14 protein-coding genes, 2 tRNA genes, 3 rRNA genes and 1 pseudogene are annotated in these 25659 nt (G+C 36.5%); 5 read left to right on the plus strand and 15 right to left on the minus strand.

Annotation, left to right across the window (positions count from 1 at the left end; genetic code table 11):
* Positions 1-43 precede the first annotated feature (43 nt).
* The 7 genes from CLV00_RS01805 to CLV00_RS01840 form a co-directional block, all read right to left on the minus strand.
* Positions 44-5581, minus strand: coding sequence for a gliding motility-associated C-terminal domain-containing protein (locus CLV00_RS01805; protein WP_099713547.1), 5538 nt, complete (start codon positions 5579-5581; stop codon positions 44-46).
* Between the two features lie 335 nt (positions 5582-5916).
* Positions 5917-6026: ribosomal RNA gene (gene rrf, locus CLV00_RS01810) — 5S ribosomal RNA — on the minus strand.
* A gap of 147 nt (positions 6027-6173) precedes the next feature.
* Positions 6174-9057: ribosomal RNA gene (locus tag CLV00_RS01815) — 23S ribosomal RNA — on the minus strand.
* 191 nt (positions 9058-9248) lie between these two features.
* Positions 9249-9322, minus strand: a tRNA-Ala gene (locus CLV00_RS01820).
* 93 nt (positions 9323-9415) lie between these two features.
* Positions 9416-9489 (minus strand) — tRNA-Ile (locus CLV00_RS01825).
* A gap of 123 nt (positions 9490-9612) precedes the next feature.
* Positions 9613-11126, minus strand: a 16S ribosomal RNA gene (locus tag CLV00_RS01830).
* Together the 16S, 23S and 5S rRNA genes with 2 tRNA genes alongside form the textbook arrangement of a ribosomal RNA operon.
* A 1053-nt stretch (positions 11127-12179) precedes the next feature.
* Positions 12180-13406 (minus strand): ABC transporter permease, encoded by a 1227-nt coding sequence (locus CLV00_RS01840; RefSeq protein WP_099716192.1) that lies wholly within the window; start codon positions 13404-13406, stop codon positions 12180-12182.
* 112 nt (positions 13407-13518) lie between these two features.
* On the opposite strand from CLV00_RS01840, the gene CLV00_RS01845 reads away from it, so the two are divergent.
* On the plus strand, positions 13519-14736 hold the full coding sequence (locus CLV00_RS01845; protein WP_099713549.1) for an exo-beta-N-acetylmuramidase NamZ domain-containing protein: 1218 nt from the start codon (positions 13519-13521) through the stop codon (positions 14734-14736).
* A gap of 42 nt (positions 14737-14778) precedes the next feature.
* Here CLV00_RS01845 and CLV00_RS01850 read toward each other — a convergent pair whose 3' ends face one another.
* Positions 14779-15273 carry a YkgJ family cysteine cluster protein gene (locus tag CLV00_RS01850; protein WP_099716193.1) on the minus strand — a complete coding sequence of 165 codons (495 nt, stop codon included), beginning with the start codon at positions 15271-15273 and terminating at the stop codon, positions 14779-14781.
* Between the two features lie 92 nt (positions 15274-15365).
* Between CLV00_RS01850 and CLV00_RS01855 the strand changes: the two genes are divergently transcribed.
* Both CLV00_RS01855 and CLV00_RS01860 read left to right on the plus strand, forming a co-directional pair.
* Positions 15366-16082 (plus strand): bifunctional 2-polyprenyl-6-hydroxyphenol methylase/3-demethylubiquinol 3-O-methyltransferase UbiG, encoded by a 717-nt coding sequence (locus tag CLV00_RS01855; protein ID WP_099713550.1) that lies wholly within the window; start codon positions 15366-15368, stop codon positions 16080-16082.
* A 16-nt stretch (positions 16083-16098) separates the two neighbouring features.
* A complete protein-coding gene (locus tag CLV00_RS01860) occupies positions 16099-16641 on the plus strand; it encodes a YfiT family bacillithiol transferase (protein ID WP_099713551.1) in 543 nt (180 codons plus the stop codon).
* 72 nt (positions 16642-16713) lie between these two features.
* Here the strand turns inward: CLV00_RS01860 and CLV00_RS01865 are convergent, their stop codons facing one another.
* The 7 genes from CLV00_RS01865 to CLV00_RS01900 all read right to left on the minus strand — a co-directional run bounded on the left by CLV00_RS01865 (position 16714) and on the right by CLV00_RS01900 (position 23306).
* Complete coding sequence (locus tag CLV00_RS01865; RefSeq protein ID WP_099713552.1) at positions 16714-17346, minus strand: 7-carboxy-7-deazaguanine synthase QueE; 633 nt, start codon at positions 17344-17346, stop codon at positions 16714-16716.
* Between the two features lie 213 nt (positions 17347-17559).
* On the minus strand, positions 17560-19227 hold the full coding sequence (locus CLV00_RS01870) for a tetratricopeptide repeat protein (RefSeq protein ID WP_099716194.1): 1668 nt from the start codon (positions 19225-19227) through the stop codon (positions 17560-17562).
* A gap of 16 nt (positions 19228-19243) precedes the next feature.
* A complete protein-coding gene (locus CLV00_RS01875) occupies positions 19244-20167 on the minus strand; it encodes a PstS family phosphate ABC transporter substrate-binding protein (protein ID WP_099713553.1) in 924 nt (307 codons plus the stop codon).
* A gap of 233 nt (positions 20168-20400) precedes the next feature.
* Positions 20401-21195 (minus strand): energy transducer TonB, encoded by a 795-nt coding sequence (locus tag CLV00_RS01885; RefSeq protein ID WP_099713555.1) that lies wholly within the window; start codon positions 21193-21195, stop codon positions 20401-20403.
* A 39-nt stretch (positions 21196-21234) separates the two neighbouring features.
* Complete coding sequence (locus CLV00_RS01890; protein WP_099713556.1) at positions 21235-21780, minus strand: biopolymer transporter ExbD; 546 nt, start codon at positions 21778-21780, stop codon at positions 21235-21237.
* Positions 21781-21798: 18 nt separating this feature from the next.
* The gene (locus CLV00_RS01895) at positions 21799-22410 is read right to left on the minus strand and encodes a biopolymer transporter ExbD (protein WP_099713557.1); all 612 of its coding nucleotides are present in this window, start codon (positions 22408-22410) and stop codon (positions 21799-21801) included.
* 77 nt (positions 22411-22487) lie between these two features.
* On the minus strand, positions 22488-23306 hold the full coding sequence (locus tag CLV00_RS01900; protein WP_099713558.1) for a MotA/TolQ/ExbB proton channel family protein: 819 nt from the start codon (positions 23304-23306) through the stop codon (positions 22488-22490).
* Between the two features lie 374 nt (positions 23307-23680).
* Between CLV00_RS01900 and CLV00_RS01905 the strand changes: the two are divergent.
* Both CLV00_RS01905 and CLV00_RS01910 read left to right on the plus strand, forming a co-directional pair.
* Positions 23681-25200: pseudogene (locus tag CLV00_RS01905) on the plus strand (helicase HerA-like domain-containing protein).
* 63 nt (positions 25201-25263) lie between these two features.
* Entirely contained in the window at positions 25264-25626 is a 363-nt protein-coding gene (locus CLV00_RS01910; protein WP_099713559.1) for a cupin domain-containing protein, read from the plus strand.
* Positions 25627-25659: the final 33 nt, after the last annotated feature.

Below are 25659 nucleotides of genomic sequence, written 5' to 3' on the forward strand. Positions count from 1 at the left end.
TTATTGGTCTATTTAAAAATTTACAGACAAATAAATATATTAATTACTGTTTTTCTCTGATTAAATAAATCCAACCTGTTTTTGGTTCTCCACTATTAAATTCTATCACATAATAATAGGTAGCACTTGGAAGATCTTCTCCTTTGTTTGACTGACCTTTCCATTGGTCTGTATAATTGGTCTGATTGTAAACCTTGATACCATATCTATTAAATATTTCCAGTTTTTTAACATCCATCAATCTTAAATCAAAGAAGTCATTTGAACCGTTCCCATCAGGGGAAATTCCTTTTTGGATATTACAATAAACAGACTCTATAACTACATTATTTGATGTTTCACAACCCGTATTCGTAGAAGTTACAGTAAGGGTATATGTTACAGGGAACACTACTTGTCCGCTTGGAGTTGATGCTATCACATCAGTTACGTTTAACACATTTGAATTAGTTCCGATAGGAGCTCCAGTATTATCCTTCCATTGGTAAGACACATTGTTTGGATCATATGAGCCTAATAGTGGATTTGCTGTTATAACATATTCTTTATTTTCGCAATCACCTATTGTTTCAAATTGAATTTGTGGAGGAATCGCGTTTATAGTTATTTCAGCACCTATAGTTATACAGGCAATACTATTTGTAAATCGCACACTCATTGTATATTTCCCTGGCGCCAAATTATTAAACACATTGCTGTTTTGATAACCATTACCTAAACTGTACTGAACGTTTGCTTGAGTACTAATTGTAATGCTTCCTGATGGTACTAAACATGTTGGTTGTACAACTTGAACCAAAGTTGGAGTTGACGGTAATAAAGGAAGTGGATTAATAGTTACACTTGTCAGACTTTGAACTGAACATGTATTGTCCGCAATATTTCTAACATATAATATATAATTATTTGGAGCTAATCCTGTAAATGTATTTGAAGCTTGATAGGTTGTTCCATTCAAACTATATTCGACTCCAGATTGAGCTGCTATTACAATAGTCCCAGATGTAACGGAACATGTTGGCTGAACAACGCTAGAAGTTGTTGGAACTACGGGAGGAGTTGGAATTGCATTAATCGTTACCGCAGATGTTGATGTATTTAAACAGCTAATATCAGCTGTGTTTCTTACATACAAGGTATAATTACCCGGAGCCAATCCTGCAAATGTATTTGAAGCCTGATACGTTAAACCATTTAAACTATACGCAACTCCAGGTTGTGTAGTTATTACAATAGTTCCTGATTGCACAGCACATGTTGGTTGTACCACGCTAACTGCTGTTGGCACTAGCACTACTTGTATAGGATTAATTGTTGTTGTTGATGCCGAAGAAGTGACACAAGTAGGATCAGAAAGATTTCTTACATACAAAGTATAAGTAGTTCCTGGAGCCAATCCTGTGAAGAGATTTGAAGCTTGATACGTTGTACCATTCAAACTATATTCTACCCCTGTTTGTGCTGTTATGGTAATGCTTCCTAATGGCATTCCACACGTAGGTTGAGTTACACTTGCCGTTGTTGGAACTACTGGTGGAGTTGGAATTGCATTAATTGTTGTTACAGATCCAGATGAAGTTACACAAGTGTTATCGGCTGTATTTCTAACATATAATGTATAAGTTCCAGGAACTAATCCTGTGAACGTATTTGAAGCTTGATATGTTGTACCATTCAAACTGTATTCTACTCCAGTTTGTGTTGTTATTGTAATACTTCCTGATGGTATACCACAGGTAGGCTGAACTAAACTTACTGTTGTTGGAACTAATGGAGGAGTTGGAATTGCATTAATCGTTATTGGAGATCCAGATGGAGTTATACAAGTATTGTCAGCAATATTTCTAACATACAAAATATAAGCACCCGGAGCCAATCCGCTAAAAGCATTTGAAGCTTGATACGTTGTACCATTCAAACTATATTCTACACCTGTTTGTGTAGTTATGGTAATGCTTCCTGATGGTGTTCCACACGTTGGTTGAGTAACACTTGCCGTAGTTGGAACTACTGGAGGAATTGGAATTGCATTAATTGTTGTTGCTGAAGACGATGAAGTTACACAAGTAGTATCAGCAGTATTTCTAACATACAAAGTGTAATTACCCGGAGCTAATCCTGTGAAAGTATTTGAAGCTTGGTAGGTTATACCATCTAAACTATACGCTACCCCAGATTGTGCTGTTATGGTAATACTTCCCGATGGCGTACCACATGTTGGCTGAGTAACGCTTGCCGATGTAGGAACTGCTGGAGGGTTTGGAATTGCATTAATTGTTGTTACTGACCCGGAAGAAGTTATACAAGTATTGTCCGCTGTATTTCTAACGTATAATGTATAAGTAGTACTTGGAGCTAATCCTGAGAAAACATTAGAAGCCTGATACGTTGTACCATTCAAACTGTACTCTACTCCAGTTTGTGTTGTTATGGTAATACTTCCTGTTGGTGTTCCACAAGTAGGTTGAACAACACTTGCTGTTGTTGGAACTAGTGGAGGAATTGGAATCGCATTAATGGTTATTGAAGACACAGATGGAGTCACACAGGTATTATCAGCTGTATTTCTAACATACAAAGTATAATTACCCGGAGCTAATCCGCTGAAATCATTTGAAGCTTGATACATTGTGCCGTCCAAACTATACATTACTCCTGTTTGTGTTGTTATGCTAATACTTCCTGATGGAGTACCACACGTAGGTTGAGTAACACTTGCTGTAGTTGGAACTACAGGTGGAGTTGGAATTGCATTAATTGTTGTTGATGACCCAGACGAAGTTACGCAAGTATTGTCCGCTATATTTCTAACATACAAAGTGTAATTACCCGGAGCTAATCCGCTGAAAACATTTGAAGCTTGATAGGTTATACCATCTAAACTATACGCTACCCCAGATTGTGCTGTTATAGTAATACTTCCAGATGGTGTACCACATGTTGGCTGAGTAACGCTAGCCGATGTAGGAACTGCTGGAGGGTTTGGAATTGCATTAATTGTTGTTACTGACCCGGAAGAAGTTACACAAGTATTGTCTGCTGTATTTCTAACATAAAGAGTATAAGTAGTACTTGGAGCTAATCCTGAGAAAACATTCGAAGCTTGATATGTTACACCATCCAAACTATACTCTACCCCAGATTGTGTTGTTATGGTAATGCTTCCTGTTGGTGTTCCACAAGTAGGCTGAACAACGCTCGCTGTTGTTGGAACTACAGGAGGAATAGGAACTGTATTAATTGTTATTGCTGCCCCAGATGGAGTCACACAGGTATTATCAGCTGTATTCCTAACATACAAAGTATAATTACCAGAAGCTAATCCATTGAAAGTATTTGAAGCTTGATACGTTGTGCCGTCCAAACTATACATTACTCCTGCTTGTGTCGTTATTACGATACTTCCAGATGGTGTTCCACACGTTGGTTGTGTAACACTTACTGTAGTTGGAACTACAGGAGGAGTTGGAACTACATCAATTACTGTTGGTGACGCTGATGAAACTACGCAAGTAGTATCCGCTGTATTTCTAACATACAAAGTATAAGACCCCGGAGCTAGTCCATTGAAAGTATTTGAAGCTTGATAGGTTATCCCATCCAAACTATATTCTACTCCTGCTTGTGCCGTTATAACGATACTTCCAGATGGTGTTCCACACGTTGGTTGAGTAACACTCATCGTTGTTGGAACTGCTGGTGGAGTTGGAACTGCATTAATTGTTGATACTGATCCAGATGAAGCGGTACACGTATTATCGGCTATATTTCTAACATATAATGTATAACCTCCTGGAACTAATCCCGTAAAAGTATTTGAAGATTGGTAGGTCGTACCATCCAAACTATACTCTACTCCAGTTTGCGTTGTTATAACTAAACTTCCAGATGGCGTAGCACATGTAGGTTGAATAACGTTTGCCGTTGTTGGAACCACTGGAGGAGTTGGAATTGCATTAACAACTGCAGGAGTAGCTGATGAAAGCACACAAGAATTATCTAATTTATTTCTAACATATAAGGTATAATTCCCAGGTACTAATCCCGAAAATGTATTAGAATCCTGATAAACAGTACCATTTATACTATATTCAACCCCTGGTTGTGTTGCAATTACAATAGTTCCGGTTTGCAAAGCACATGTTGGTTGTGTAATGCTGGCCGTTGTAGGGATTGAAACAAAATTCATCGTAATATTTGCCTCTGAATAACAAGGTGTTAATGCAGCTGAAGCAACAACTACAGGATTTGGATCTTTAAGATTATAATCTATGGCAGCAATCCCATAATCTAAATTACTAGTTCTTTCCGGACTCAAAAATGAATTAGTAACCGACTGACTACCATCTTCTTTGTCATTCATTGTCAAAGCAAAAAACTTAATATCTCCTGTTGTATAACCAATAAGAGATTTTAAAACTTCTACTTCAAAACCAAGATTATAATCATTAATCCCACTATTATTTTTATTAACACCCATTACTGCTGAAGGAATACCTGTCGCAGCACTTCCTAAATAAGTTTTAACTGAAGTGCCTGTTCTTAATTCAATAACATTAGCATAATAATTCGTTTCGGCTGCATCTGTAGAAATAACTAAACAATAATCAGCCTGAAAATAAGAATCGAAAGTACTAGGATTATTATTAAAAATATTAAAGGCTCTAACTAATGGATCAGAACCTGCTTCATCACCATAATTTGAAACATTAAATCCTCCATTTTTAGTATCAAGAAACAACAAAATACTTCTATTATTTAAAACTTTACCAGCAATCCCTAAAACTACCTTATCTTCTAAAGCACTTATTTTTAAAGAATTTAAATATCCTGTTGAAGCATTCGCAGATAATGGAGCGGAAAGAAAGTTATCCTCTAAAGCTCCCGTTCCCCATGATGTCTCAGTAATAGATCCATCCATAGTAACTGCATATCTAGTCCTTACTTTAACAACTTGACCATCAGTTAAAGCATTAGTTGTAAACATTCTATTTGTTGACATGCCTTGCATAACAACACCATCAACAGAAAACTCGAATAAATCTGCTCCACCTGAAGCAGTAAAAGTAACTGGTGTTCCTAAACATAAAGGACTTGTTGTATTATTTGGTGGAGAAGCTGTCAAAGTAACCGCTGAAGGCGCTACATAAATTGATGCTACGACCGGTACACGTGTACTAATATCACTTCCTGACCTACTACGCACATAATACGTTCTAGTTGAACTAATACTTGGACTGTAAATAGTTCCAGTGTAAATAGGGGTTGTTGATGTTTGAGAAGTAAACCATTCAATAGTTTCTGTACCATTAGCTCCAAATGCGTAAACATTTACCTGCATTAAACTAACACCATCACCACAAGAACTACCAGCAGTAGTTGAAGGTGGTGGTAAAACAGCTTTGGTTTTTGAAATCCTTAATGATTTTTTATTTTTTTTTATTGTATCTGCAGAAATCAATTTTGAAGAAACATCAAAATTCACATCATGTAATTTCACAAGATCCTTTAAATTTTTCGAACTTAATGTAAACCCAAATAATAAATGAAATAGTAAAAATAAAAGTAATTTTTTCTTCATAAACTGATTTTTGTAGTTAATATATAACAGTATAATATTTCTAATCACTAAAAGTATTCTTTTATTTCCAATGAACAAATCAAATTTTAATAAAAATTTAACTATTTAAAAATAAAGAGATTAAATAGCTATAATCTTCATACCTATTTGAATAGTTTATAAAAACTCAACCTTATCAAACACTAAAAACCCTCATCACATACATGATTAGGATTTAAAAGAATCCAAAACAAGTTCAGATTAAAGAAAGGCGTCGAGTCGAGGTGTTAACCAAACACATCTCACCGCTTTAAAACAAAAAATCCTCATCAAATAAATGATGAGGATTCTTCAAAGAAAGGCGACGACATACTCTCCCACATAACTGCAGTACCATCTGCGCAGGCGGGCTTAACTACTCTGTTCGGGATGGGAAGAGGTGAGCCCCGCCGCAATAACCACCTTAAGAGGTTATAATTGCTTTGGGCAATTATTGTAACAATTAACAATTTATCATTGATAATTAATTACATAATATCTTAACATACTGAGATAAAGAAAATAAAAAGTATTAGAAAGTTTCTTCTCCCGTCCCGAAAGACGGGAGAAAAGCGTACATAAGCTTACGGGTTATTAGTACTACTCGACTATGACATTACTGCCTTTACATCTATAGCCTATCAACGTGGTCATCTCCCACGACCCTTAAAAGAAATCTCATCTTGTGGTGGGTTTCGCGCTTATATGCTTTCAGCGCTTATCCCTTCCAAACGTAGCTACTCTGCGATGCCACTGGCGTGACAACAGATACACTAGAGGTTTGTCCAATTCGGTCCTCTCGTACTAGAATCAGATCCACTCAAATTTCTTGCGCCCACAGTAGATAGAGACCGAACTGTCTCACGACGTTCTGAACCCAGCTCGCGTGCCACTTTAATGGGCGAACAGCCCAACCCTTGGGACCTTCTCCAGCCCCAGGATGTGACGAGCCGACATCGAGGTGCCAAACCCCCCCGTCGATATGAGCTCTTGGGGGAGATCAGCCTGTTATCCCCGGCGTACCTTTTATCCTTTGAGCGATGGCCCTTCCATGCGGAACCACCGGATCACTATGCTCTACTTTCGTACCTGATCGACCTGTATGTCTCTCAGTCAAGCTCCCTTATGCCATTGCACTCTACGCACGGTTACCAAGCGTACTGAGGGAACCTTTAGAAGCCTCCGTTACTCTTTTGGAGGCGACCACCCCAGTCAAACTACCCACCAAGCAATGTCCCCCGCAAAGCGGGGTTAGGCCTCAGATAAACAAAGGGTTGTATTTCAACAATGACTCCACAACGCCTAGCGACGCCACTTCACAGTCTCCAACCTATCCTACACATCATTTATCCAAGGTCAATACTAAGCTATAGTAAAGGTGCACAGGGTCTTTTCGTCCCACTGCGGGTAAGCGGCATCTTCACCGCTACTACAATTTCACCGAGCTCATGGCTGAGACAGTGTCCAGATCGTTACACCATTCGTGCAGGTCGGAACTTACCCGACAAGGAATTTCGCTACCTTAGGACCGTTATAGTTACGGCCGCCGTTTACTGGGGCTTCAATTCAATGCTTCTCCGAAGATAACATCTCCTCTTAACCTTCCAGCACCGGGCAGGTGTCAGGCCCTATACTTCATCTTACGATTTTGCAGAGCCCTGTGTTTTTGATAAACAGTCGCCTGGACCTCTTCACTGCGGCCAGCATTGCTGCTGGCGACCCTTCTCCCGAAGTTACGGGTCTATTTTGCCTAATTCCTTAGCCATGAATCTCTCGAGCACCTTAGGATTCTCTCCTCGACTACCTGTGTCGGTTTGCGGTACGGGTACTTATTACCTGAAGTTTAGAGGTTTTTCTTGGAAGCCCTTAGGCGCACTATCTCTTTGTCCGAAGACTCCGAGTACTATCGTATTTCCCCAAGCCGCGTGGATTTGCCTGCGCAGCTTATAGGTAGGTACTTCAACGAACTATTCCGTCAGTTCGCGGCGCTTTCATCACTCCGTCACCCCATCACAGTAATAACTAGTACGGGAATATTAACCCGTTGTCCATCGACTGTCCCTTTCGGGTTCGCCTTAGGTCCCGACTAACCCACAGCTGATTAGCATAGCTGTGGAAACCTTAGTCTTTCGGTGTGCGGGTTTCTCGCCCGCATTATCGTTACTTATGCCTACATTTTCTTTTCTAACCAGTCCAGCATGCCTTACGACACACCTTCTACCCTGTTAGAATGCTCCCCTACCACTTGTAATAAATTACAAATCCATAGCTTCGGTAATATGTTTATGCCCGATTATTATCCATGCTCGTCCGCTCGACTAGTGAGCTGTTACGCACTCTTTAAATGAATGGCTGCTTCCAAGCCAACATCCTAGCTGTCTGGGCAGACAAACCTCGTTCTTTCAACTTAACATATATTTGGGGACCTTAGCTGATGGTCTGGGTTCTTTCCCTCTCGGACTTGGACCTTAGCACCCAAGCCCTCACTGTTATGAAACATTATATAGCATTCGGAGTTTGTCAGGAATTGGTAGGCGGTGAAGCCCCCGCATCCAATCAGTAGCTCTACCTCTATATAACTTTACGCATAACGCTGCACCTAAATGCATTTCGGGGAGTACGAGCTATTTCCGAGTTTGATTGGCCTTTCACCCCTACCCACAGGTCATCCGAAGACTTTTCAACGTCAACCGGTTCGGACCTCCACACTGTGTTACCAGCGCTTCATCCTGCCCATGGGTAGATCACACGGTTTCGCGTCTAACACTACTGACTAAAGCGCCCTATTCAGACTCGCTTTCGCTACGGATCCGTGGCTTAACCACTTATCCTTGCCAGCAACGTTAACTCGTAGGCTCATTATGCAAAAGGCACGCCGTCACCCCACTAAAGGGCTCCGACCGCTTGTAAGCGTATGGTTTCAGGATCTATTTCACTCCGTTATTCACGGTTCTTTTCACCTTTCCCTCACGGTACTGGTTCACTATCGGTCTCTCAGGAGTATTTAGCCTTAGCGGATGGTCCCGCCAAATTCAGACAGGGTTTCACGTGCCCCGCCCTACTCAGGATACCACTATCGTTATCTTCTATTACTTATACAGGGCTATCACCTTCTTTGGCTCTACTTTCCAGTAGATTCTAATTCTATCCGCAACAAATAACGTGGTCCTACAACCCCAACATTGCCGTAACAACATTGGTTTGGGCTAATCCGCGTTCGCTCGCCACTACTTACGGAATCACTTTTGTTTTCTTCTCCTCCGCCTACTTAGATGTTTCAGTTCAGCGGGTTTGCCCACCTATCGGTGTACTATGTCTTCAACATAGTGGGTTGCCCCATTCAGGTATTTACGGATCGTATCGTGTGTGCCAATCCCCGTAACTTTTCGCAGCTTATCACGCCTTTCATCGCCTCTGAGAGCCAAGGCATCCCCCATACGCCCTTATTTTGCTTATTGTACCAATCTCGTTAATTAAAACGAGACCGTTTCTTTACTTGTCTAATGATAAACAAGTAAAAATGCTTTCTACTTTTTATTATTTTCTTATCTCAATATGTCAATGAACTTTTTTCTAGTGATTAGCCCTTAGTAATTAGTGATTAGTTTTTGACTAATTACTTTTTACTCTTTACTATTCACTCGAATAGTGGAGAATAACGGAGTCGAACCGTTGACCTCCTGCGTGCAAGGCAGGCGCTCTAGCCAGCTGAGCTAATCCCCCAATCTAATTATGAATTGTGAATTATGAATTATGAATTTATATTTCATAACTCCTCAACTCTAGAATTTCTTCTTTTATTTAAGTCTAAAATAGTTGTCTCGGACAGACTCGAACTGTCGACCCCTACATTATCAGTGTAGTACTCTAACCAGCTGAGCTACGAGACACTCTTATTCTTAAATGGTATTATTTGAACTAACAGCAAGAGTAATAAAACGTTGGGGTTTGCTTCCAACTTGAACTTTCGTCTTCTTTCTTTAGCGTGCATATAGCTAACACTAAAGCTCTAGAAAGGAGGTGTTCCAGCCGCACCTTCCGGTACGGCTACCTTGTTACGACTTAGCCCTAGTTACCAGTTTTACCCTAGGCAGCTCCTTGCGGTCACCGACTTCAGGCACCCCCAGCTTCCATGGCTTGACGGGCGGTGTGTACAAGGCCCGGGAACGTATTCACCGGATCATGGCTGATATCCGATTACTAGCGATTCCAGCTTCACGGAGTCGAGTTGCAGACTCCGATCCGAACTGTGACCGGTTTTATAGATTCGCTCCTGGTCACCCAGTGGCTGCTCTCTGTACCGGCCATTGTAGCACGTGTGTAGCCCAAGGCGTAAGGGCCGTGATGATTTGACGTCATCCCCACCTTCCTCTCAGTTTGCACTGGCAGTCTCGTTAGAGTTCCCGACATGACTCGCTGGCAACTAACAACAGGGGTTGCGCTCGTTATAGGACTTAACCTGACACCTCACGGCACGAGCTGACGACAACCATGCAGCACCTTGTAAATTGTCTTGCGAAAAGTCTGTTTCCAAACCGGTCAATCTACATTTAAGCCTTGGTAAGGTTCCTCGCGTATCATCGAATTAAACCACATGCTCCACCGCTTGTGCGGGCCCCCGTCAATTCCTTTGAGTTTCATTCTTGCGAACGTACTCCCCAGGTGGGATACTTATCACTTTCGCTTAGCCACTGAAATTGCTTCCAACAGCTAGTATCCATCGTTTACGGCGTGGACTACCAGGGTATCTAATCCTGTTCGCTACCCACGCTTTCGTCCATCAGCGTCAATCCATTAGTAGTAACCTGCCTTCGCAATTGGTATTCCATGTAATCTCTAAGCATTTCACCGCTACACTACATATTCTAGTTACTTCCTAATAATTCAAGTTTAGCAGTATCAATGGCCGTTCCACCGTTGAGCGATGGGCTTTCACCACTGACTTACTAAACCGCCTACGGACCCTTTAAACCCAATGATTCCGGATAACGCTTGGATCCTCCGTATTACCGCGGCTGCTGGCACGGAGTTAGCCGATCCTTATTCTTACAGTACCGTCAAGGTTCTACACGTAGAACTGTTTCTTCCTGTACAAAAGCAGTTTACAATCCATAGGACCGTCATCCTGCACGCGGCATGGCTGGATCAGGCTTGCGCCCATTGTCCAATATTCCTCACTGCTGCCTCCCGTAGGAGTCTGGTCCGTGTCTCAGTACCAGTGTGGGGGATCTCCCTCTCAGGACCCCTACCCATCGTTGCCTTGGTAAGCCGTTACCTTACCAACTAGCTAATGGGACGCATGCTCATCTTTCACCGTTGTGACTTTAATTATAAAGTGATGCCACTCTATAATACTATGAGGTATTAATCCAAATTTCTCTGGGCTATCCCTCTGTGAAAGGTAGATTGCATACGCGTTACGCACCCGTGCGCCGGTCTCTAGTTCCGAAGAACTATACCCCTCGACTTGCATGTGTTAAGCCTGCCGCTAGCGTTCATCCTGAGCCAGGATCAAACTCTTCATCGTATATTGTGTGAGATCAGATAAATCTTCTCTCTTTGTTTATTCGACTAAATTCTAGTGGTTTTTTCAAATCTCTCGATTCTATTACTCTCATTCTTTTGTTTTGAAATCTCTTTCAAAACGGCTGTCAATTCAATATGTCTAGGAACGTGTTCTTCTTTGTTTTTCCCTTCGTTAACACTACTTAAAGTGTTTCTCGAAGCGGGTGCAAAAGTACAACTTCTTTTTTAACTGGCAAGAAAATTTTGAAGTTTTTTTTTGGAAATTTTTATCTCCGTTTTACTACCGTTTTCTTATCAGCTTGTCAAGGAACTTTGCGCGTTTTGCGGGGTGCAAATGTAATAAGCTCTTTCTAATCTCACAAGCTTTTCTGAATCTTTTTTTGAAAATAAATTCCCTCTCTCAATCCAGTTTACTTGTCAGTCTTCTAAAGAACGTCTGCGTCATTGCGGGTGCAAAAGTAGCACCTTTATTCGCTTTTACAAGCTTTTTTAAACCTTTTTTTTCATGTTTTTACAACCCAATCTTTAACTCGCTGAAAACATGATTCTTGAATACAAAAGTTTTTTATGATAAACTGCCTTTTAACTTCCGGTCATCGTGATTTTAAATCAAAACCTCCTATTCCAATAAAGATGGGCAACTTTCAACTGCCTTTCCCTTCTTTATAAAATCTTAGGGAATTCTTGCTTTTTGTCTTTTCTACAGCTATTCGATGTGCTTTAATCCTCCAGAAGCTGCTTTCCTTACTAGTACGCTAACAAAAAAAATGTCTGGATTAATAAAATGGTTTTATGCTATACCTTATATAATAACAAACTTCTCTTTTCTATTCTCTCCTATATATAAGGACCCAAAATATACATCAAAACAACAAAAAGCTCTACTTATCCAAAGTTCGCGTTAGGGATAGCAGCGAAAAGCCCACAGTCTCGCTTTTTTTGGCGGGACGAGGACTTGTAGCGAATAGCTCGACTCCTTAATATAAAGAAAGGCGACTCTCCACTAAGAGAATCGCCTTTCTTTATATTAAGGTGGAACGCCAAAAAGAATTTCCTAATCGAAACGTATGGCTTTCACTGGTGATATTTTGGTTATTATATAGGAAGGAATTAATAATACCAGGAAACAAACGGTCACCGTAAGCAGATTTAATAAAAGTATGTATCCCCAATTTAAGTATACTGGCGCTTGATTGACGTAATAATTCTCAGGAGGAAGTTGAATTATCCCAAATTGTTGTTGGATTAACAATAATGAAATACCTATTAGATTTCCCCAGAAGAGTCCCCTTACTATAAGGTAGAAGGCATTGTAGAGAAATATTTTTCGGACTGACCAATTATTGGCCCCTAATGCTTTTAGGATTCCTATCATTTGCGTTCGCTCCAGTATAAGCACTAATAACGCTACTACCATATTGATTGTGGCAACAAGAATCATGACTACTAATATAACGATGATGTTGAAATCAAATAGTTGAAGCCATTCGAATATATAACTGTATTTTTCAATTATAGTTTTGGAGTCTAATGTTGATGCTGTTTGCGCATATACTTGCTCACCCGTAGCTTCTATAGTATTAAAATCGTCAACAAAGACTTCGAAAGCACCTATTTGATCTGGCGCCCATTTATTAATACGCTGCATGTGGCGGATATCTCCTATTATATAGGTAGCATCGAATTCTTGAAAACCAGAATTAAAAATCCCAACAACATCAAAATTCCTCAAGTTATACCCATTCTCTTTCATAAAAAAAGTATTGAATGCATCACCTACTTTCAAATTCAATCTATTTGCTATAAACTCAGAAATCACAACTTCTTCATTTAAATTACCATTGACATTTGGAATTTTACCTTGAACAATGTATTCCTTTATATTATCCCATTTATAATCATTTCCTACTCCTTTGAAAATAATTCCCTCGAAAGCAGTTTCTGTTCTAATAATTCCGGCTTTACTAGCAATAGCCTGAATATGCTCAACTCCTGGAACAGATGTAAACTTTGGATAAAAATCTTGTTTTTTAGAAATGGGTGTGAGCGTAACTTCGGATTGATTGTTGTCGTAATTCGAAATAATGATATGCCCATTGAAAGCCGAAACTTTCTCTCGGATTTTTTGCTGTAGTCCAATTCCAGTTGCTACTGAAACAATCATCATAATCATACCAATGGCAATTGCCGAGATTGCAATTTTTATAATTGGCGCAGATATGCTACTTTTATAATCTTTAGCGGTTATAAGTCGTTTGGCGATGAAATATTCTAAATTCAATTTAATTGCTTTTCTAATTTGGATTTGCATCGCCAGTTTGCGTTGCTAAAGCCAAAAATACAGCTAAAACACGAATTACACTAATTGGCATTAATTTTATTTGTACTACTATATGATTCCATTTTTAAGAATATCGGTTAGTTTTATATTTTTAACAATCATTTCAACTTCCTGTTCTGCAAGGAAAACAAATGACAGCGAAAATATAAAACCAACTTTAGAAAAAACTAAAAACAACCTAACTATCGAAATAAAGACTGGAGCTGATAATTACAACAATTATTTACCATTATTAAAGGATAAGAAAATTGGTGTTGTCACTAATCAAACCGGAATTCTATCCAATAAAACGCATTTAGTAGATTATCTATTAGAAAAAAACATTGCTATCCAAAAAATATTTGCACCAGAACATGGTTTTCGTGGAACTGCAGATGCAGGTGAACATGTAGTTGATGGGAAAGATTCTAAAACTGGACTTTCAATTATTTCGCTTTATGGCGATAACAAAAAACCGAAACCAGAACAACTAGCCGGAATTGACATTATGGTTTTTGATTTACAAGACGTAGGCGCGCGATTTTATACTTATATTTCTTCGTTACATTATATCATGGAAGCCTGTGCCGAAAATAATATTCCGCTTTTAATTCTAGACCGACCAAATCCTAACGTAAGTATTGTAGACGGGCCAATTCTTGAAACTGCATATACCAGTTTTGTGGGAATGCATCCAATCCCTTTGCTTCACGGAATGACAATTGGCGAATATGCGCAAATGATAAACGGTGAAAAATGGTTAAAGAATGAAGTGCAATGCAAATTGACCGTTATTCCTTGTATTAATTACAATAGAAAAATGAATTATAGTTTACCTGTAAAACCTTCACCGAATCTTCCGAACGATCAAGCCGTAAATCTTTATGCGAGTTTGTGTCTTTTTGAAGGTACAAATGTGAGTGTGGGAAGGGGAACTGAAAAACAATTTCAAATATATGGTTCTCCTTATTTACCAAAAAGTGATTTTAGTTTTATTCCTAAACCAAATTTTGGCGCACAAAAACCAGTTTACAATGGTATCGAATGTTACGGAGAAGATTTATCTACAGCTAAAAAAGTAAATCGACTGGAATTAAAATGGTTGATTAAAGCCTATCAAACTACAACGGACAAATCTAAATTCTTCAATCCCTTTTTTACCAAACTCGCAGGAACTAAAAAATTACAAGAACAAATAGAAGCTGGGACTTCGGAAGATAAAATCAGAGAAAGCTGGAAAAAAGGGTTAATCGATTTTAAAGAAATGAGATTGAAATATTTGATATATTAAAAAGAAATAAAGAAACAAGAAGCAAGACTTGCTAATACTTAGTTACAAGGGCAATTTCTTCTTCATTTCCTCTACAATATTAAAAGCTGCCGGACAAATAGCTAAGTTTTTCAACGTTAAATCCGTGATTTGTTGAAACTTTTTTCTATCCGTATGTGGAAATTCTCTACATGCTTTTGGACGAACATCATAAATCATACATGCATTTTCATTATCCAGAAAAGTACACGGCACACTTTGTAACACATAATCTCTGTCTTCGTCAATACGAAGATATTGCTCGATAAACTGTTGTGGTTTTTGTCTAAGATATTTTGAAACACGCTCAATATCCGCATCCGTAAATAATGGTCCAGTAGTTTTACAACAATTAGCACACGTTAAACAATCCGTTTTCTTGAATTCAGCATCATGCAAATCTTGCATCACGTAATCCAAATTCTTTGGTGTCTTCTTTTTCAGCTTATCGAAATACTTTTTGTTTTCGATATGCTTATCTTTGGCTTCTTTAGGAAGATTGTTTAAAATAGTGTTCATTCGTAGATTTGTTTTTTCGGTTATTCGATAAAACATTCCGCGAAATTACTTAAAACAAACCAACAAATCATCAAATTAACACATCAACTACAATGAAAGACCTTTTTGGCAAAGCCATACTCGATTTTCAAACTAATAATTTCCCGGAAGATTTAATAACGGAAACCTCCATTTCCGAAGAAGATGAAATGAGTGTTGAATATCTATTTCGTTCCTATGACGAAATGCCAAAACTAGAGCAGAAAGCATTACAACTTGCGAAGGGAAAAGTTTTGGATGTAGGTTGTGGTGCAGGAAGTCATAGTTTGTGTCTACAAAACGAAAGAAATCTTGACGTTCACTCGATTGATATTTCTAAAAATGCAATTGAAGCCTGTAAATTACGTGGTTTAAAAAATACTAAAGTTCAGAATATTCTTGAAATGGACTCTGATAATCCTGAAAATAAATTTGACACCATTTTATTATTAATGAATGGTACCGGCATTTTTGGAACACTAAAAGAAACCACTACATTTTTACAGAAACTAAGAAGTTTGCTAAACCCAAACGGACAAATTCTAATTGATTCTTCGGATATAATTTATATGTTTGATAATGACGAAGATGGCGGAAAATGGATTCCAAGTAATGGATATTATGGCGAATTGACTTTTACAATACGTTATAAAAACGAAAAAGAAGACGAATTCCCTTGGCTTTATTTAGATTATAACACTTTGCAAAATGCGGCTTTCGCCAATGGATTACAAAGCGAGTTAATTCTTGAAGGGGAACATTATGATTATTTAGCCAAACTTTCAATTTAAAAGAACACATTTTAGTATGGAAAATACAGCATTAGAAAAATTACGTTATCCTATTGGGAAATTTATAGCCCCTGAAAGCTATTCCAGCGAATATCTAACTAATAAAATAGCAGAAATCGCCAGTTTCCCTGAACGATTGAAAAAAGAAGTGATTCATTTAACCGAGGAACAACTCGAAACACCGTATCGAAAAGATGGCTGGACTATTCGTCAAGTAATTCATCATTGTGCCGATAGTCACTTAAATTGTTTTATTAGAATCAAATGGACGCTGACCGAGGATAATCCAACAATAAAATTCTACCACGAAGATCGTTGGGCTGAATCACATGATAATATGACAATGCCCATACAGCCTACACTTTCGTTTCTGGAAGGTTTACACTTTCGTTTGGCATATTTAATGAATAGCCTATCAGAATCCGATTTAGAAAAATCCTTTATTCATCCTGAGCATAACGCAGCATTTCAATTGAAGGAAATAATTGGAACTTATGCTTGGCATGGAAATCATCACTTAGCACATATCACGGCATTAAAAGAACAAAAAGGTTGGTAATTGAACTTTAAAACCATTTTCACCATTGATAAAAAATCCCAAATACAGTTTTGCATTTGGGATTTTTAAATTTTAAGGAATATTCAAATATTTATGGGTCTGTAAAGAAACACGCCATTTTGGATTGTTCATCACATAATCTACAATCAGCGGAGTCATTTCTTCTTTTTTACTCCATTCAGGTTGTAAAAACAGAATGGCATTACTATTCACTTTTTCAGCTTGCTCTTCAGCAAAAATAAAATCATGTTTATTATAAATGATAACTTTCAACTCATGTGCATTATCATAAACCGTTTGTGTAGGTAGTTTATTTTTCTTTGGAGACAGACAAATCCAATCCCAATTTCCAGTAAGCGGATACGCTCCTGAAGTTTCAATATGAACTTTTCTATTATTTTCTTTTAGCTTTTGCGTCAGCAAAGTCATATCCCACATCAAAGGCTCTCCACCAGTAACAACAACAGTCTCTGAGTATTTACTTGCATTTGTAACTATTAAATCTACACCTGTTGGAGGATGTAATTCTGCATTCCAACTTTCCTTAACATCACACCAATGACAACCCACATCACATCCGCCAATTCTAATAAAGTATGCAGCTGTCCCAGTATGAAATCCTTCCCCTTGTATAGTATAGAATTCTTCCATTAACGGAAGCATGGCACCTTTATTAACTTCTAATTGTATTTCTTTTGATAACATTATTTTATTTTAAAGTGCAAAGATAGTTAATTTGAAAATGAGTTAATTTGAAAACAGAAACTAAAACAATAAACTTTAAAAAACAGAAATCTACGGTTCATAATGATTCTAAAAAAGTTCAATACAATTGATAAAATTAAAATTTCAAAATACAATTAAAAAAAAAACCGATAGTTAAAAAACTATCGGTTTATTAAGTAAGAAACAAGTATCTTATTTCAATGTTTTCAATGATTCAGTTGCATAAGCATTAGCCGGATCAAGCGCTAATGTTTTTCTGAAATATTCGATCGCTTTAGCTTTATCTGTATTAGCATAATTAGCAGCGATGTTATTGTATGACTCAATAATTTTAGCTTTTACAGCAGGTTTTGCTGTTTCTTCAGCACCTAAAGCAGTAACTTTAGCTACATAATCCTCATAATTTTTAGTCATAACATCATCTTTATCAAGCAATCTATTCGTTCTTGCTCTGTAAAGATAAGCTTCATGATATGTTGGCGATGCCACTAATACTCTTTCGAAAGCAGCATCTGCTTTTTGTAAAGCAATAACATCTGGTTTTACATCTTTACTATTATTAGCATAATAATTTGATAAACCATAATAAACATTATCATCAAGATACGTTTTAGAATCTGCAATATTAGCACCAAATTCAAAAATTGAAGCTGCTTCTTTATATAGTTTTTGCGTAAATAATTTTTTACCAACTTCACTTAAATCTTGAACTGCCAAAGGCTCCATTTCAACTGCCTTTTTAATATCTACTAATCCAGCATTAAAAGCTGTTGCGTCAATTGCTAATCCATCAGCGCTAGTTCCTTTTTTAATTTTGGTTAAACCTAAATATAAATAATCTAGAGCGATAGCTTTATTTCCTGGAGCTGCTATAAAGCTTTCCAAAGATTTGATAGCTACATCAACATTTCCGTTTTTATAAGCAGCATATCCTAAATAACGATAGATTCTTGGATTAACTTTATCTAATTCAATCATCTTATTAGCTTCTACTTCAAGAGCAGCATAATCCTCTACCAAGATAAGGAAATCAGCACGACGCATTCTTGAGTGAATAGAATAATCCGTTAATGACATATATTTATCATAATATCCTATCGCTGTTTTATAGTTTGCAGCAGCTTGAGAAGGTTTGTTACGTGCTATTTTATAATATGTTTCAGCTAATTCTCTATAAACTGGTCCATAATTAGGATTTATAGCAATAACTTCATTATAAGCTTTCAAAGCTTCGTCGTAAGATTTAGCACCTTTCAACAAAACACCCAATTGCATTTTAGCTCTCAGCAAAGTATTATCTGCTTGAAAAGCACTTCTATAAGCAACATAAGCTTCATTTTGTTTGCCATCACCATAATAAGCGTCTCCTAATGCTAGTTGTAATTGCGCATCTTGTGGATTGTTTATCACAGCACGGTTCAAAATTGCAATTGCACTTTTATAATCCGGTTTAGCAACATTCATGTAAGCTCTTGCTATATAAACATACTCTTGTACGTCTTTCTTTTTGATGTCTTTTGTAGCCAAAGCAAATTTAGCTTGTGCTCCAGTCACATCATTTTTATCTAAATCCATTTGACCTAAACCAATATAATTCAATTTAGCTCCTTCAGATGTATTTAATCCATTTTGAAAATAAATTTTAGCAGAATCCTCTACACTTTGAGTAAGATATACATTCCCTAAAGTAAAGAAAGCTGCACCATTACTTGGTTTTGCTTTGATAATCGATTTTAATATCGATTTAGCACTTTCAAATTGCTCTGCATCGATAGCCTTTTTTGCCTGATTAATATCTTGTGCTTGACTCGCAAAAGCGGAAGCCAACAATGCAACACTAAAAAATTTTAATTTATTCATTTTAATTGTAGTTAATTTATTTTTTATCATTTTGGTCTTTACCAATTATCGTAAACTTCCTTGTGGGAATACGAACCGGCAACAATCCAGATTTTAAAATTATTCTTTGTCCGACATCTCCAGCAACAAATGAGGCGAAGCCCATTCCTAATCCAGAAAAACCTTGACAATTGATTATATACAAATCACGTGCCAAAGGATATTTCCCTTCTGCTATATTATTTTGTGACGGGATATAATAGTTATCACCTTTAAGACCTTTAACACCTAAAGTAGTAACATTATCAACATATTTTTGCATTGCTGGTAATGGTTGTGAAAGCCAATTAACTCCCACTACACCAATCATACCCTCATTTTCTGAAACATATTTTATAACTTCATCATTAGATTTAAATGAGAAGACACCTTTTTCAGGTATGGCTTTTATACCAGCCAAAGAATTCATGTAACGTACTGTACTTGAGTTAAGGTTATCAAAAACTAATCCTTTGATTGATGCTACAGGCTTGCCTTGCATAAAACTAATAACATCATTTAACGCTACAAGAGTATCTTTATTGCTTTTATTAGAGATAAAAGCTACAGCATCGGTAGCGAAAATAGTTATTTTAGGATTAATTTTTCTTTGTTTAAAAATCTTCTCTTCTTCAGTTGTCAAACTTCTGGATAAAATAGCTATAGCAGCTTTTTCATTAAATAAAGAATTAACCGTTTCAGATTCAGATTTGGAAACAAGTTTTATTTTAGCTTTATATTCATTTTCAAATACGGCTACTTGATCTTCAATAATAGGAGCTAAAGTTTCATCTACATAAATTGTGGTTGAACCTTTCAGTATTGTTTCTTTGTCTTTTTTATTAGTAGCTTGATTACACGCAAACACCAATATCACTATTGAAAACAATATAAAATACGGAAGTTTAGAATAATTTTTCATGATCTAGTTATTATTATCATTAATAATTCGAAAGAATCTAAAAGAAGCATATACAATAAGTAAAGCCCCAAAAGCAACTCTATAAGTAGGCTCCATTGCTAGGGGGAAATTCTTCATAAAGATAATAAATAAACCTAAAACAAGGTAAACTAGAAAAAACAAAATTCCTAAAACAAGAAGAAATCGCTCTTTAAGCGATTTCTTCTTAATATTATTAAGTATGTTATTTAACATTATTCTGCAGATTGAATAGTAATTGGAAGAGAATAAAGTACTCTTACTTTTTTACCATTTTGCTCACCCGGTGTCCATTTAGGACATTTTTTCAAAACACGGATGGCTTCTTTTCCTGTTCCATAACCGATATCTCTAATTACTTTAATATCAGTCAAAGAACCGTCTTTTTCAACAACAAAAGTAACGTAAACTTTACCTTTTAATCCTTCTTCTTCTGGAGTTTGATAGTTATTACCAACAAATTTGTAAAATTTATCGATTCCTCCTGGGAAATCAGGCTTAACCTCAATACCAGCAGTGTTATAAATTTGGTTATCAACCTCTTCAACTACAGCTGCAGTTCCAGTACCAACCGGCTCAACTGTTAAAACAGCATCTGGATCTCCTTTTATAGTTTCATCACCTAATTTTTTGTCTTTAATTTCGACAGTTTTAGGTGGTTCTTCAGTCACTTCTTCCGCTTTTGCAACCACTGGTTTAACAAATTTTACCTGATCCACTTTTGGTGGTGGCGGTGGCGGTGGTGGAACATCTTTTTTTACTTCTTCCTTAGGTGGCAATTTGATACTAACAATTTTAGTATCTAAAGTATCATCACCTTCCGAAGAATCTGGTAGTAAGCTTAAAATAAGTGGCATACTAACAGCTAGAGCAAAAACAATTGCACCAAAGATAAGTGCTCTAACAGTAGTCTTGTTATTTGTTTTTCTTAGTTCGTAAGCTCCATAAGCTTTATTACGACCTTCGAATACAATATCAAGCCATTGGTTTGTGAATATATCTAATTTCATTTTTCTTAATTATTAGGTTATAGAGTAAATGCTAAAATCTTATTTACCTTCTAACAATTTTAGTTCTTCTGGAGAAAAATCATTTACAATTGCATTTGAAGGTACGCCTACAATAGCCATCTCATCTAGTATGTCTACTAAATTACGGTAATTTGATTTTTTACTTGGTTTGATAATTACTATCAAACCTTTGTCTTTGTTCCCAGTGTATTCAACTACTGATTGTTTTCTTTTCAATAATTCTTTACGAATACCCTCTTTACCATAAGAAATATCTTTAGGACCAGCAATTGGAGTTGCTAATAAACCCATGTAATAAACCATCTTATCATTGTCTCCTAATAAAACCGTTAATGTACGATTTTCATCAACCTTGATTGGTTTATCAGTAGGATCATCTTCTTTATCAGGCAAACCCAAAGGCATCGATTGTGGTTTAGACAACGTAGTCGTAAGCATAAAGAACGTAATCAATAAGAATGCCAAATCCACCATAGCAGTTAAATCTACTTTTGAGTTAGCTTTTTTACTTCTTACTTTTCCACCTTTTTTGCCATCTCCGTCGCCGGTATTTAATTCAGCCATTTTAGTGTATTTTTTTAGTTATTTTTCTGTTGCTCTCAAACCAGTAACAAGGTTGAAGTTATTGATTTTCTGATCTTGTAAAATATCCATAACGCGTTTAATCGCTGGATACTCTTCTTTTGCATCACCTTTTATAGCAATTTGCAATTCTTTATCATTAACATCAATATTTGCAATACGAGAATTGTAAATCCATTCATGTAATTGATTATTCAATGAATCTTTAGGAACACCTGGCTGTAAACCTGGCTTACTTCTATCCCCTGTTTTCATTGCAATCAATTGCTTCAGACTAGTAATTGGAACTCCAATACCTTCCATTAAAGCAAACTTAGCAGATTCTTCTTCCGTAAATTCAACACCGTATTTTTGCCCCATTAACTCAAGTGCCTTTTTTCTAACTTCTCTACCCTTTAAGTCAAAGAAAACTTTTCCTTTTCCTACAGTTATAGTAGCTAAATTATCATCTGGCAACTTAGATTGAACTTGTGACGCAGGCGTATCAACTGGCAATGCCTCAGGTATCTTAGCTGTTGCTGTCATTACAAAGAAAGACAACAATAGAAAGGCCACATCACACATAGCAGTCATGTCCGTAGACCCTGCTTTTTTCTTCATTTTTATAGCCATTAATATATTTTTTTATACTTACAAGAAAATAGAATCTGTTTTTCAGATTACTATTTCCTTGCAAATTAAATTATTAATTATTTTTTTGTACTTCTGTAGTGTCTGTAAGTATTTACAATTGTATTACCTGCCTCATCAATAGAGTAAGTCAAAGTATCAATTTTAGAAGTAAAAAAGTTGTAAGCAATAATTGCTAAAGCTGAAGTAGAAATTCCTGTAGCAGTATTAATCAATGCCTCAGAAATACCATTTGCAAGAGCAGCTTGATCCGGAGTACCTGCAGCAGATAAAGCACTAAATGCTTTAATCATACCTGTAACTGTTCCTAACAAACCAGCAAGTGTACCTAATGATACCATTGTAGAAAGAATAGTCATATGTTTTTCTAACATTGGCATTTCTAATGAAGTAACCTCTTCTATTTCTTTGTGAATAGTTTCAGCTGCAGCTTCGCTATCTAAACCTTCGTTTTTAACTTCTTGGTATTTCAATAAAGCTGATTTTATTGGATTTGCAACAGAACCTTTTTGTTTGTCACATGAAGCAATAGCTCCTTCAATATTACCATCTTTAATATCTTTTTGTACACTTGACATGAATTTATCAAGATTTCCTGTACCAGCTGCTTTAGAGATTACAGCATAACGCTCAAATGAGAAAACAACCACCATCAAAAGACATCCTAACAAAATTGGTACAATAGGTCCTCCTTTGTATACCATTGCCAACATATTTCCTGGTAATGGGTGACCTGTATTAACACCGCCTTCGAAATTAGCGCCATTACCCATTATAAAATTCCAAATTAACCATCCAACAAAAACACATGCTACAATAATGATTCCTGAAATCATTCCTCCTCCGTTTGCACCTTTTTCTTTTTTAACGTTTGCCATTTTTTTTTAATTTTAATAGTTTTAAATAAATTATCTTAGTTATATTAAACTTGTAGTAGAGCAAATTTATATTTTTAGTTTAAATAAAAAAACTTTTTTTAATTTTATTATAATTAAATTTATTTCAAAAACACATTTGCAATTTACTACTTTGCATTTATATCAAAATACTCAAACAAATCTACTCTTTTACAAAAAATAACGTATTTTTTTATGATATATTAACACAATATTTCAATATCTAACTCCCTTCAGTCAAAACTAATATTTTATATTATTAACAATAAAAAAGCAGGAAAACTGCAGTATACACTAAAATTTCAGGTTTTGTAAAAAAAATAATACCTTGCAAATGATTTAAATCTAAACTTATTATGAGCAAAAAAGAAGATTTCATACAACAAATTACAGACGGATATAGTTCTAAAGGAGAAAGTATTACTCTTGGCGGCGCCATATTAGACGGAGAAGCTTTACCCAATGCACATGTAAAAATACCGCTAAAAACATTAAACCGTCATGGATTAATTGCAGGGGCTACCGGAACCGGAAAAACCAAAACCATACAAGTACTGTCAGAACAATTATCATCCTTTGGAATCCCTGTATTGATGATGGATATAAAAGGTGATTTTAGTGGTATTGCAAAAGAAGGAGAAGAGAAAGCATTTATTACCGAACGACATGCTAAAATAAACATCCCTTATAATACGGCAAGTTTTCCTGTTGAATTATTGAGTTTATCAGAACAAAATGGTGTTCGTCTTCGCGCAACTATTTCTGAGTTTGGACCAGTTTTATTTTCTCGAATCTTAAATTTAAACGACACACAAGCCGGAGTCGTTTCTGTTATTTTCAAATATTGTGATGACCATAAAATGCCTTTATTGGATTTAAAAGACATCAAAAAAGTAATCAATTATATTACCGAAGAAGGAAAAGACGAAATAGAGGAGAGCTATGGCAAAATTTCCACTTCAACAACAGGCACCATCCTCAGAAAGATAATAGAATTAGAACAACAAGGTGCTGAACTATTTTTTGGCGAAATGTCTTTTGACGTTGACGATTTGATGCGCATTGATGAAAACGGAAAAGGATACATCAACATTTTGAGACTGACTGACATTCAAGACAAACCTAAATTATTTTCAACATTCATGCTAAGCTTATTGGCTGAAATCTATCAGCAAATGCCTGAAAAAGGAGATTCGGATCAGCCAGAATTAGTGATTTTCATTGATGAAGCTCATTTAATTTTCAATGAAGCCAGCAAAGCATTATTAGAACAAATAGAGACTATTGTAAAACTTATTCGTTCCAAGGGAATCGGGATTTACTTCATCACTCAAAACCCAATGGACATTCCAAGTGGTGTTTTGGCACAATTGGGTTTAAAAATTCAACATGCTTTAAGGGCTTTTACTGCCAATGATCGAAAAGCCATCAAACAAACCGCTGATAATTATCCAACATCTGAATTTTATAAAACGGATGAAATTTTAACTAGCTTAGGAATTGGACAGGCACTCGTTACTGCTCTGAATGAAAAGGGAATTCCAACACCACTTGCAGCAACAATGATGCGTGCTCCTATGAGCAGAATGGATATTTTAACTGAGAGTGAAATTCAAGAAATCAATAACAGATCTAAACTGGTAAAAAAATACAGCGAACTCATTGACAGAGAAAGCGCTTATGAAATGCTAAATAAAAAATTACCGTTATTGAAGAAGCAGCAGCAGAACAAGAACAGGAAAAAACATCTGAAAAAGAAGAAGCTAAAGGTCCGAGTACTGCTAGCGTAGTAGGGAAATCCGTTTTAAAAGTATTGACAAGTGCTACTTTTATTAGAGGTGCTTTTGGTGTTTTGACAAAAATGTTTAAAAAATAAAATTCTCCAATACCCTTTTAGAATTAAAACTCTAAAAGGGTATTTTAAAAAGCAACATTAAAAATGAAAAAATATTTTATTCAAAAAGCTCCTTTTATAGTTCCAACAACTGACGGTAAACTAATCGAAGAGCATCACGGAATAGCTACCACAAACAATCCCGAAATTTCGATTGCACACATGATTGCACCTCCTAAATGGAGCGAACCTTTTCAAACACCTGAATTTGAAGAATACACTTATATCATAAAAGGAAAAAAGCAATTCATCATTGAAAATGAAATTGTAATTCTTGAAGCAGGCCAATCTATAAAAATTGAGAAAAATACTCGAGTGCAATATTCCAATCCTTTTGATGAGCCTTGTGAATATATTGCCATTTGCAAACCTGCATTCGATTTTACTAAAGTACATCGTGAGGAATAAATAGTGGCGATGGAAGTGAAAATCCATAACAAC

Origin of the sequence: Flavobacterium sp. 11, from assembly GCF_002754315.1 — a bacterium.
Classification (GTDB): domain Bacteria; phylum Bacteroidota; class Bacteroidia; order Flavobacteriales; family Flavobacteriaceae; genus Flavobacterium; species Flavobacterium algoritolerans.

Excerpts from the sequence above, each read along its gene's own strand:
- CLV00_RS01805 (WP_099713547.1), bottom strand. The coding sequence starts at position 5,581 with ATGAAGAAAAAATTACTTTTATTTTTACTATTTCATTTATTATTTGGG.
- CLV00_RS01845 (WP_099713549.1), top strand. The coding sequence starts at position 13,519 with ATGATTCCATTTTTAAGAATATCGGTTAGTTTTATATTTTTAACAATC.
- CLV00_RS01850 (WP_099716193.1), bottom strand. The coding sequence starts at position 15,273 with ATGAACACTATTTTAAACAATCTTCCTAAAGAAGCCAAAGATAAGCAT.
- CLV00_RS01855 (WP_099713550.1), top strand. The coding sequence starts at position 15,366 with ATGAAAGACCTTTTTGGCAAAGCCATACTCGATTTTCAAACTAATAAT.
- CLV00_RS01860 (WP_099713551.1), top strand. The coding sequence starts at position 16,099 with ATGGAAAATACAGCATTAGAAAAATTACGTTATCCTATTGGGAAATTT.
- CLV00_RS01865 (WP_099713552.1), bottom strand. The coding sequence starts at position 17,346 with ATGTTATCAAAAGAAATACAATTAGAAGTTAATAAAGGTGCCATGCTT.
- CLV00_RS01870 (WP_099716194.1), bottom strand. The coding sequence starts at position 19,227 with ATGAATAAATTAAAATTTTTTAGTGTTGCATTGTTGGCTTCCGCTTTT.
- CLV00_RS01875 (WP_099713553.1), bottom strand. The coding sequence starts at position 20,167 with ATGAAAAATTATTCTAAACTTCCGTATTTTATATTGTTTTCAATAGTG.
- CLV00_RS01885 (WP_099713555.1), bottom strand. The coding sequence starts at position 21,195 with ATGAAATTAGATATATTCACAAACCAATGGCTTGATATTGTATTCGAA.
- CLV00_RS01890 (WP_099713556.1), bottom strand. The coding sequence starts at position 21,780 with ATGGCTGAATTAAATACCGGCGACGGAGATGGCAAAAAAGGTGGAAAA.
- CLV00_RS01895 (WP_099713557.1), bottom strand. The coding sequence starts at position 22,410 with ATGGCTATAAAAATGAAGAAAAAAGCAGGGTCTACGGACATGACTGCT.
- CLV00_RS01900 (WP_099713558.1), bottom strand. The coding sequence starts at position 23,306 with ATGGCAAACGTTAAAAAAGAAAAAGGTGCAAACGGAGGAGGAATGATT.
- CLV00_RS01910 (WP_099713559.1), top strand. The coding sequence starts at position 25,264 with ATGAAAAAATATTTTATTCAAAAAGCTCCTTTTATAGTTCCAACAACT.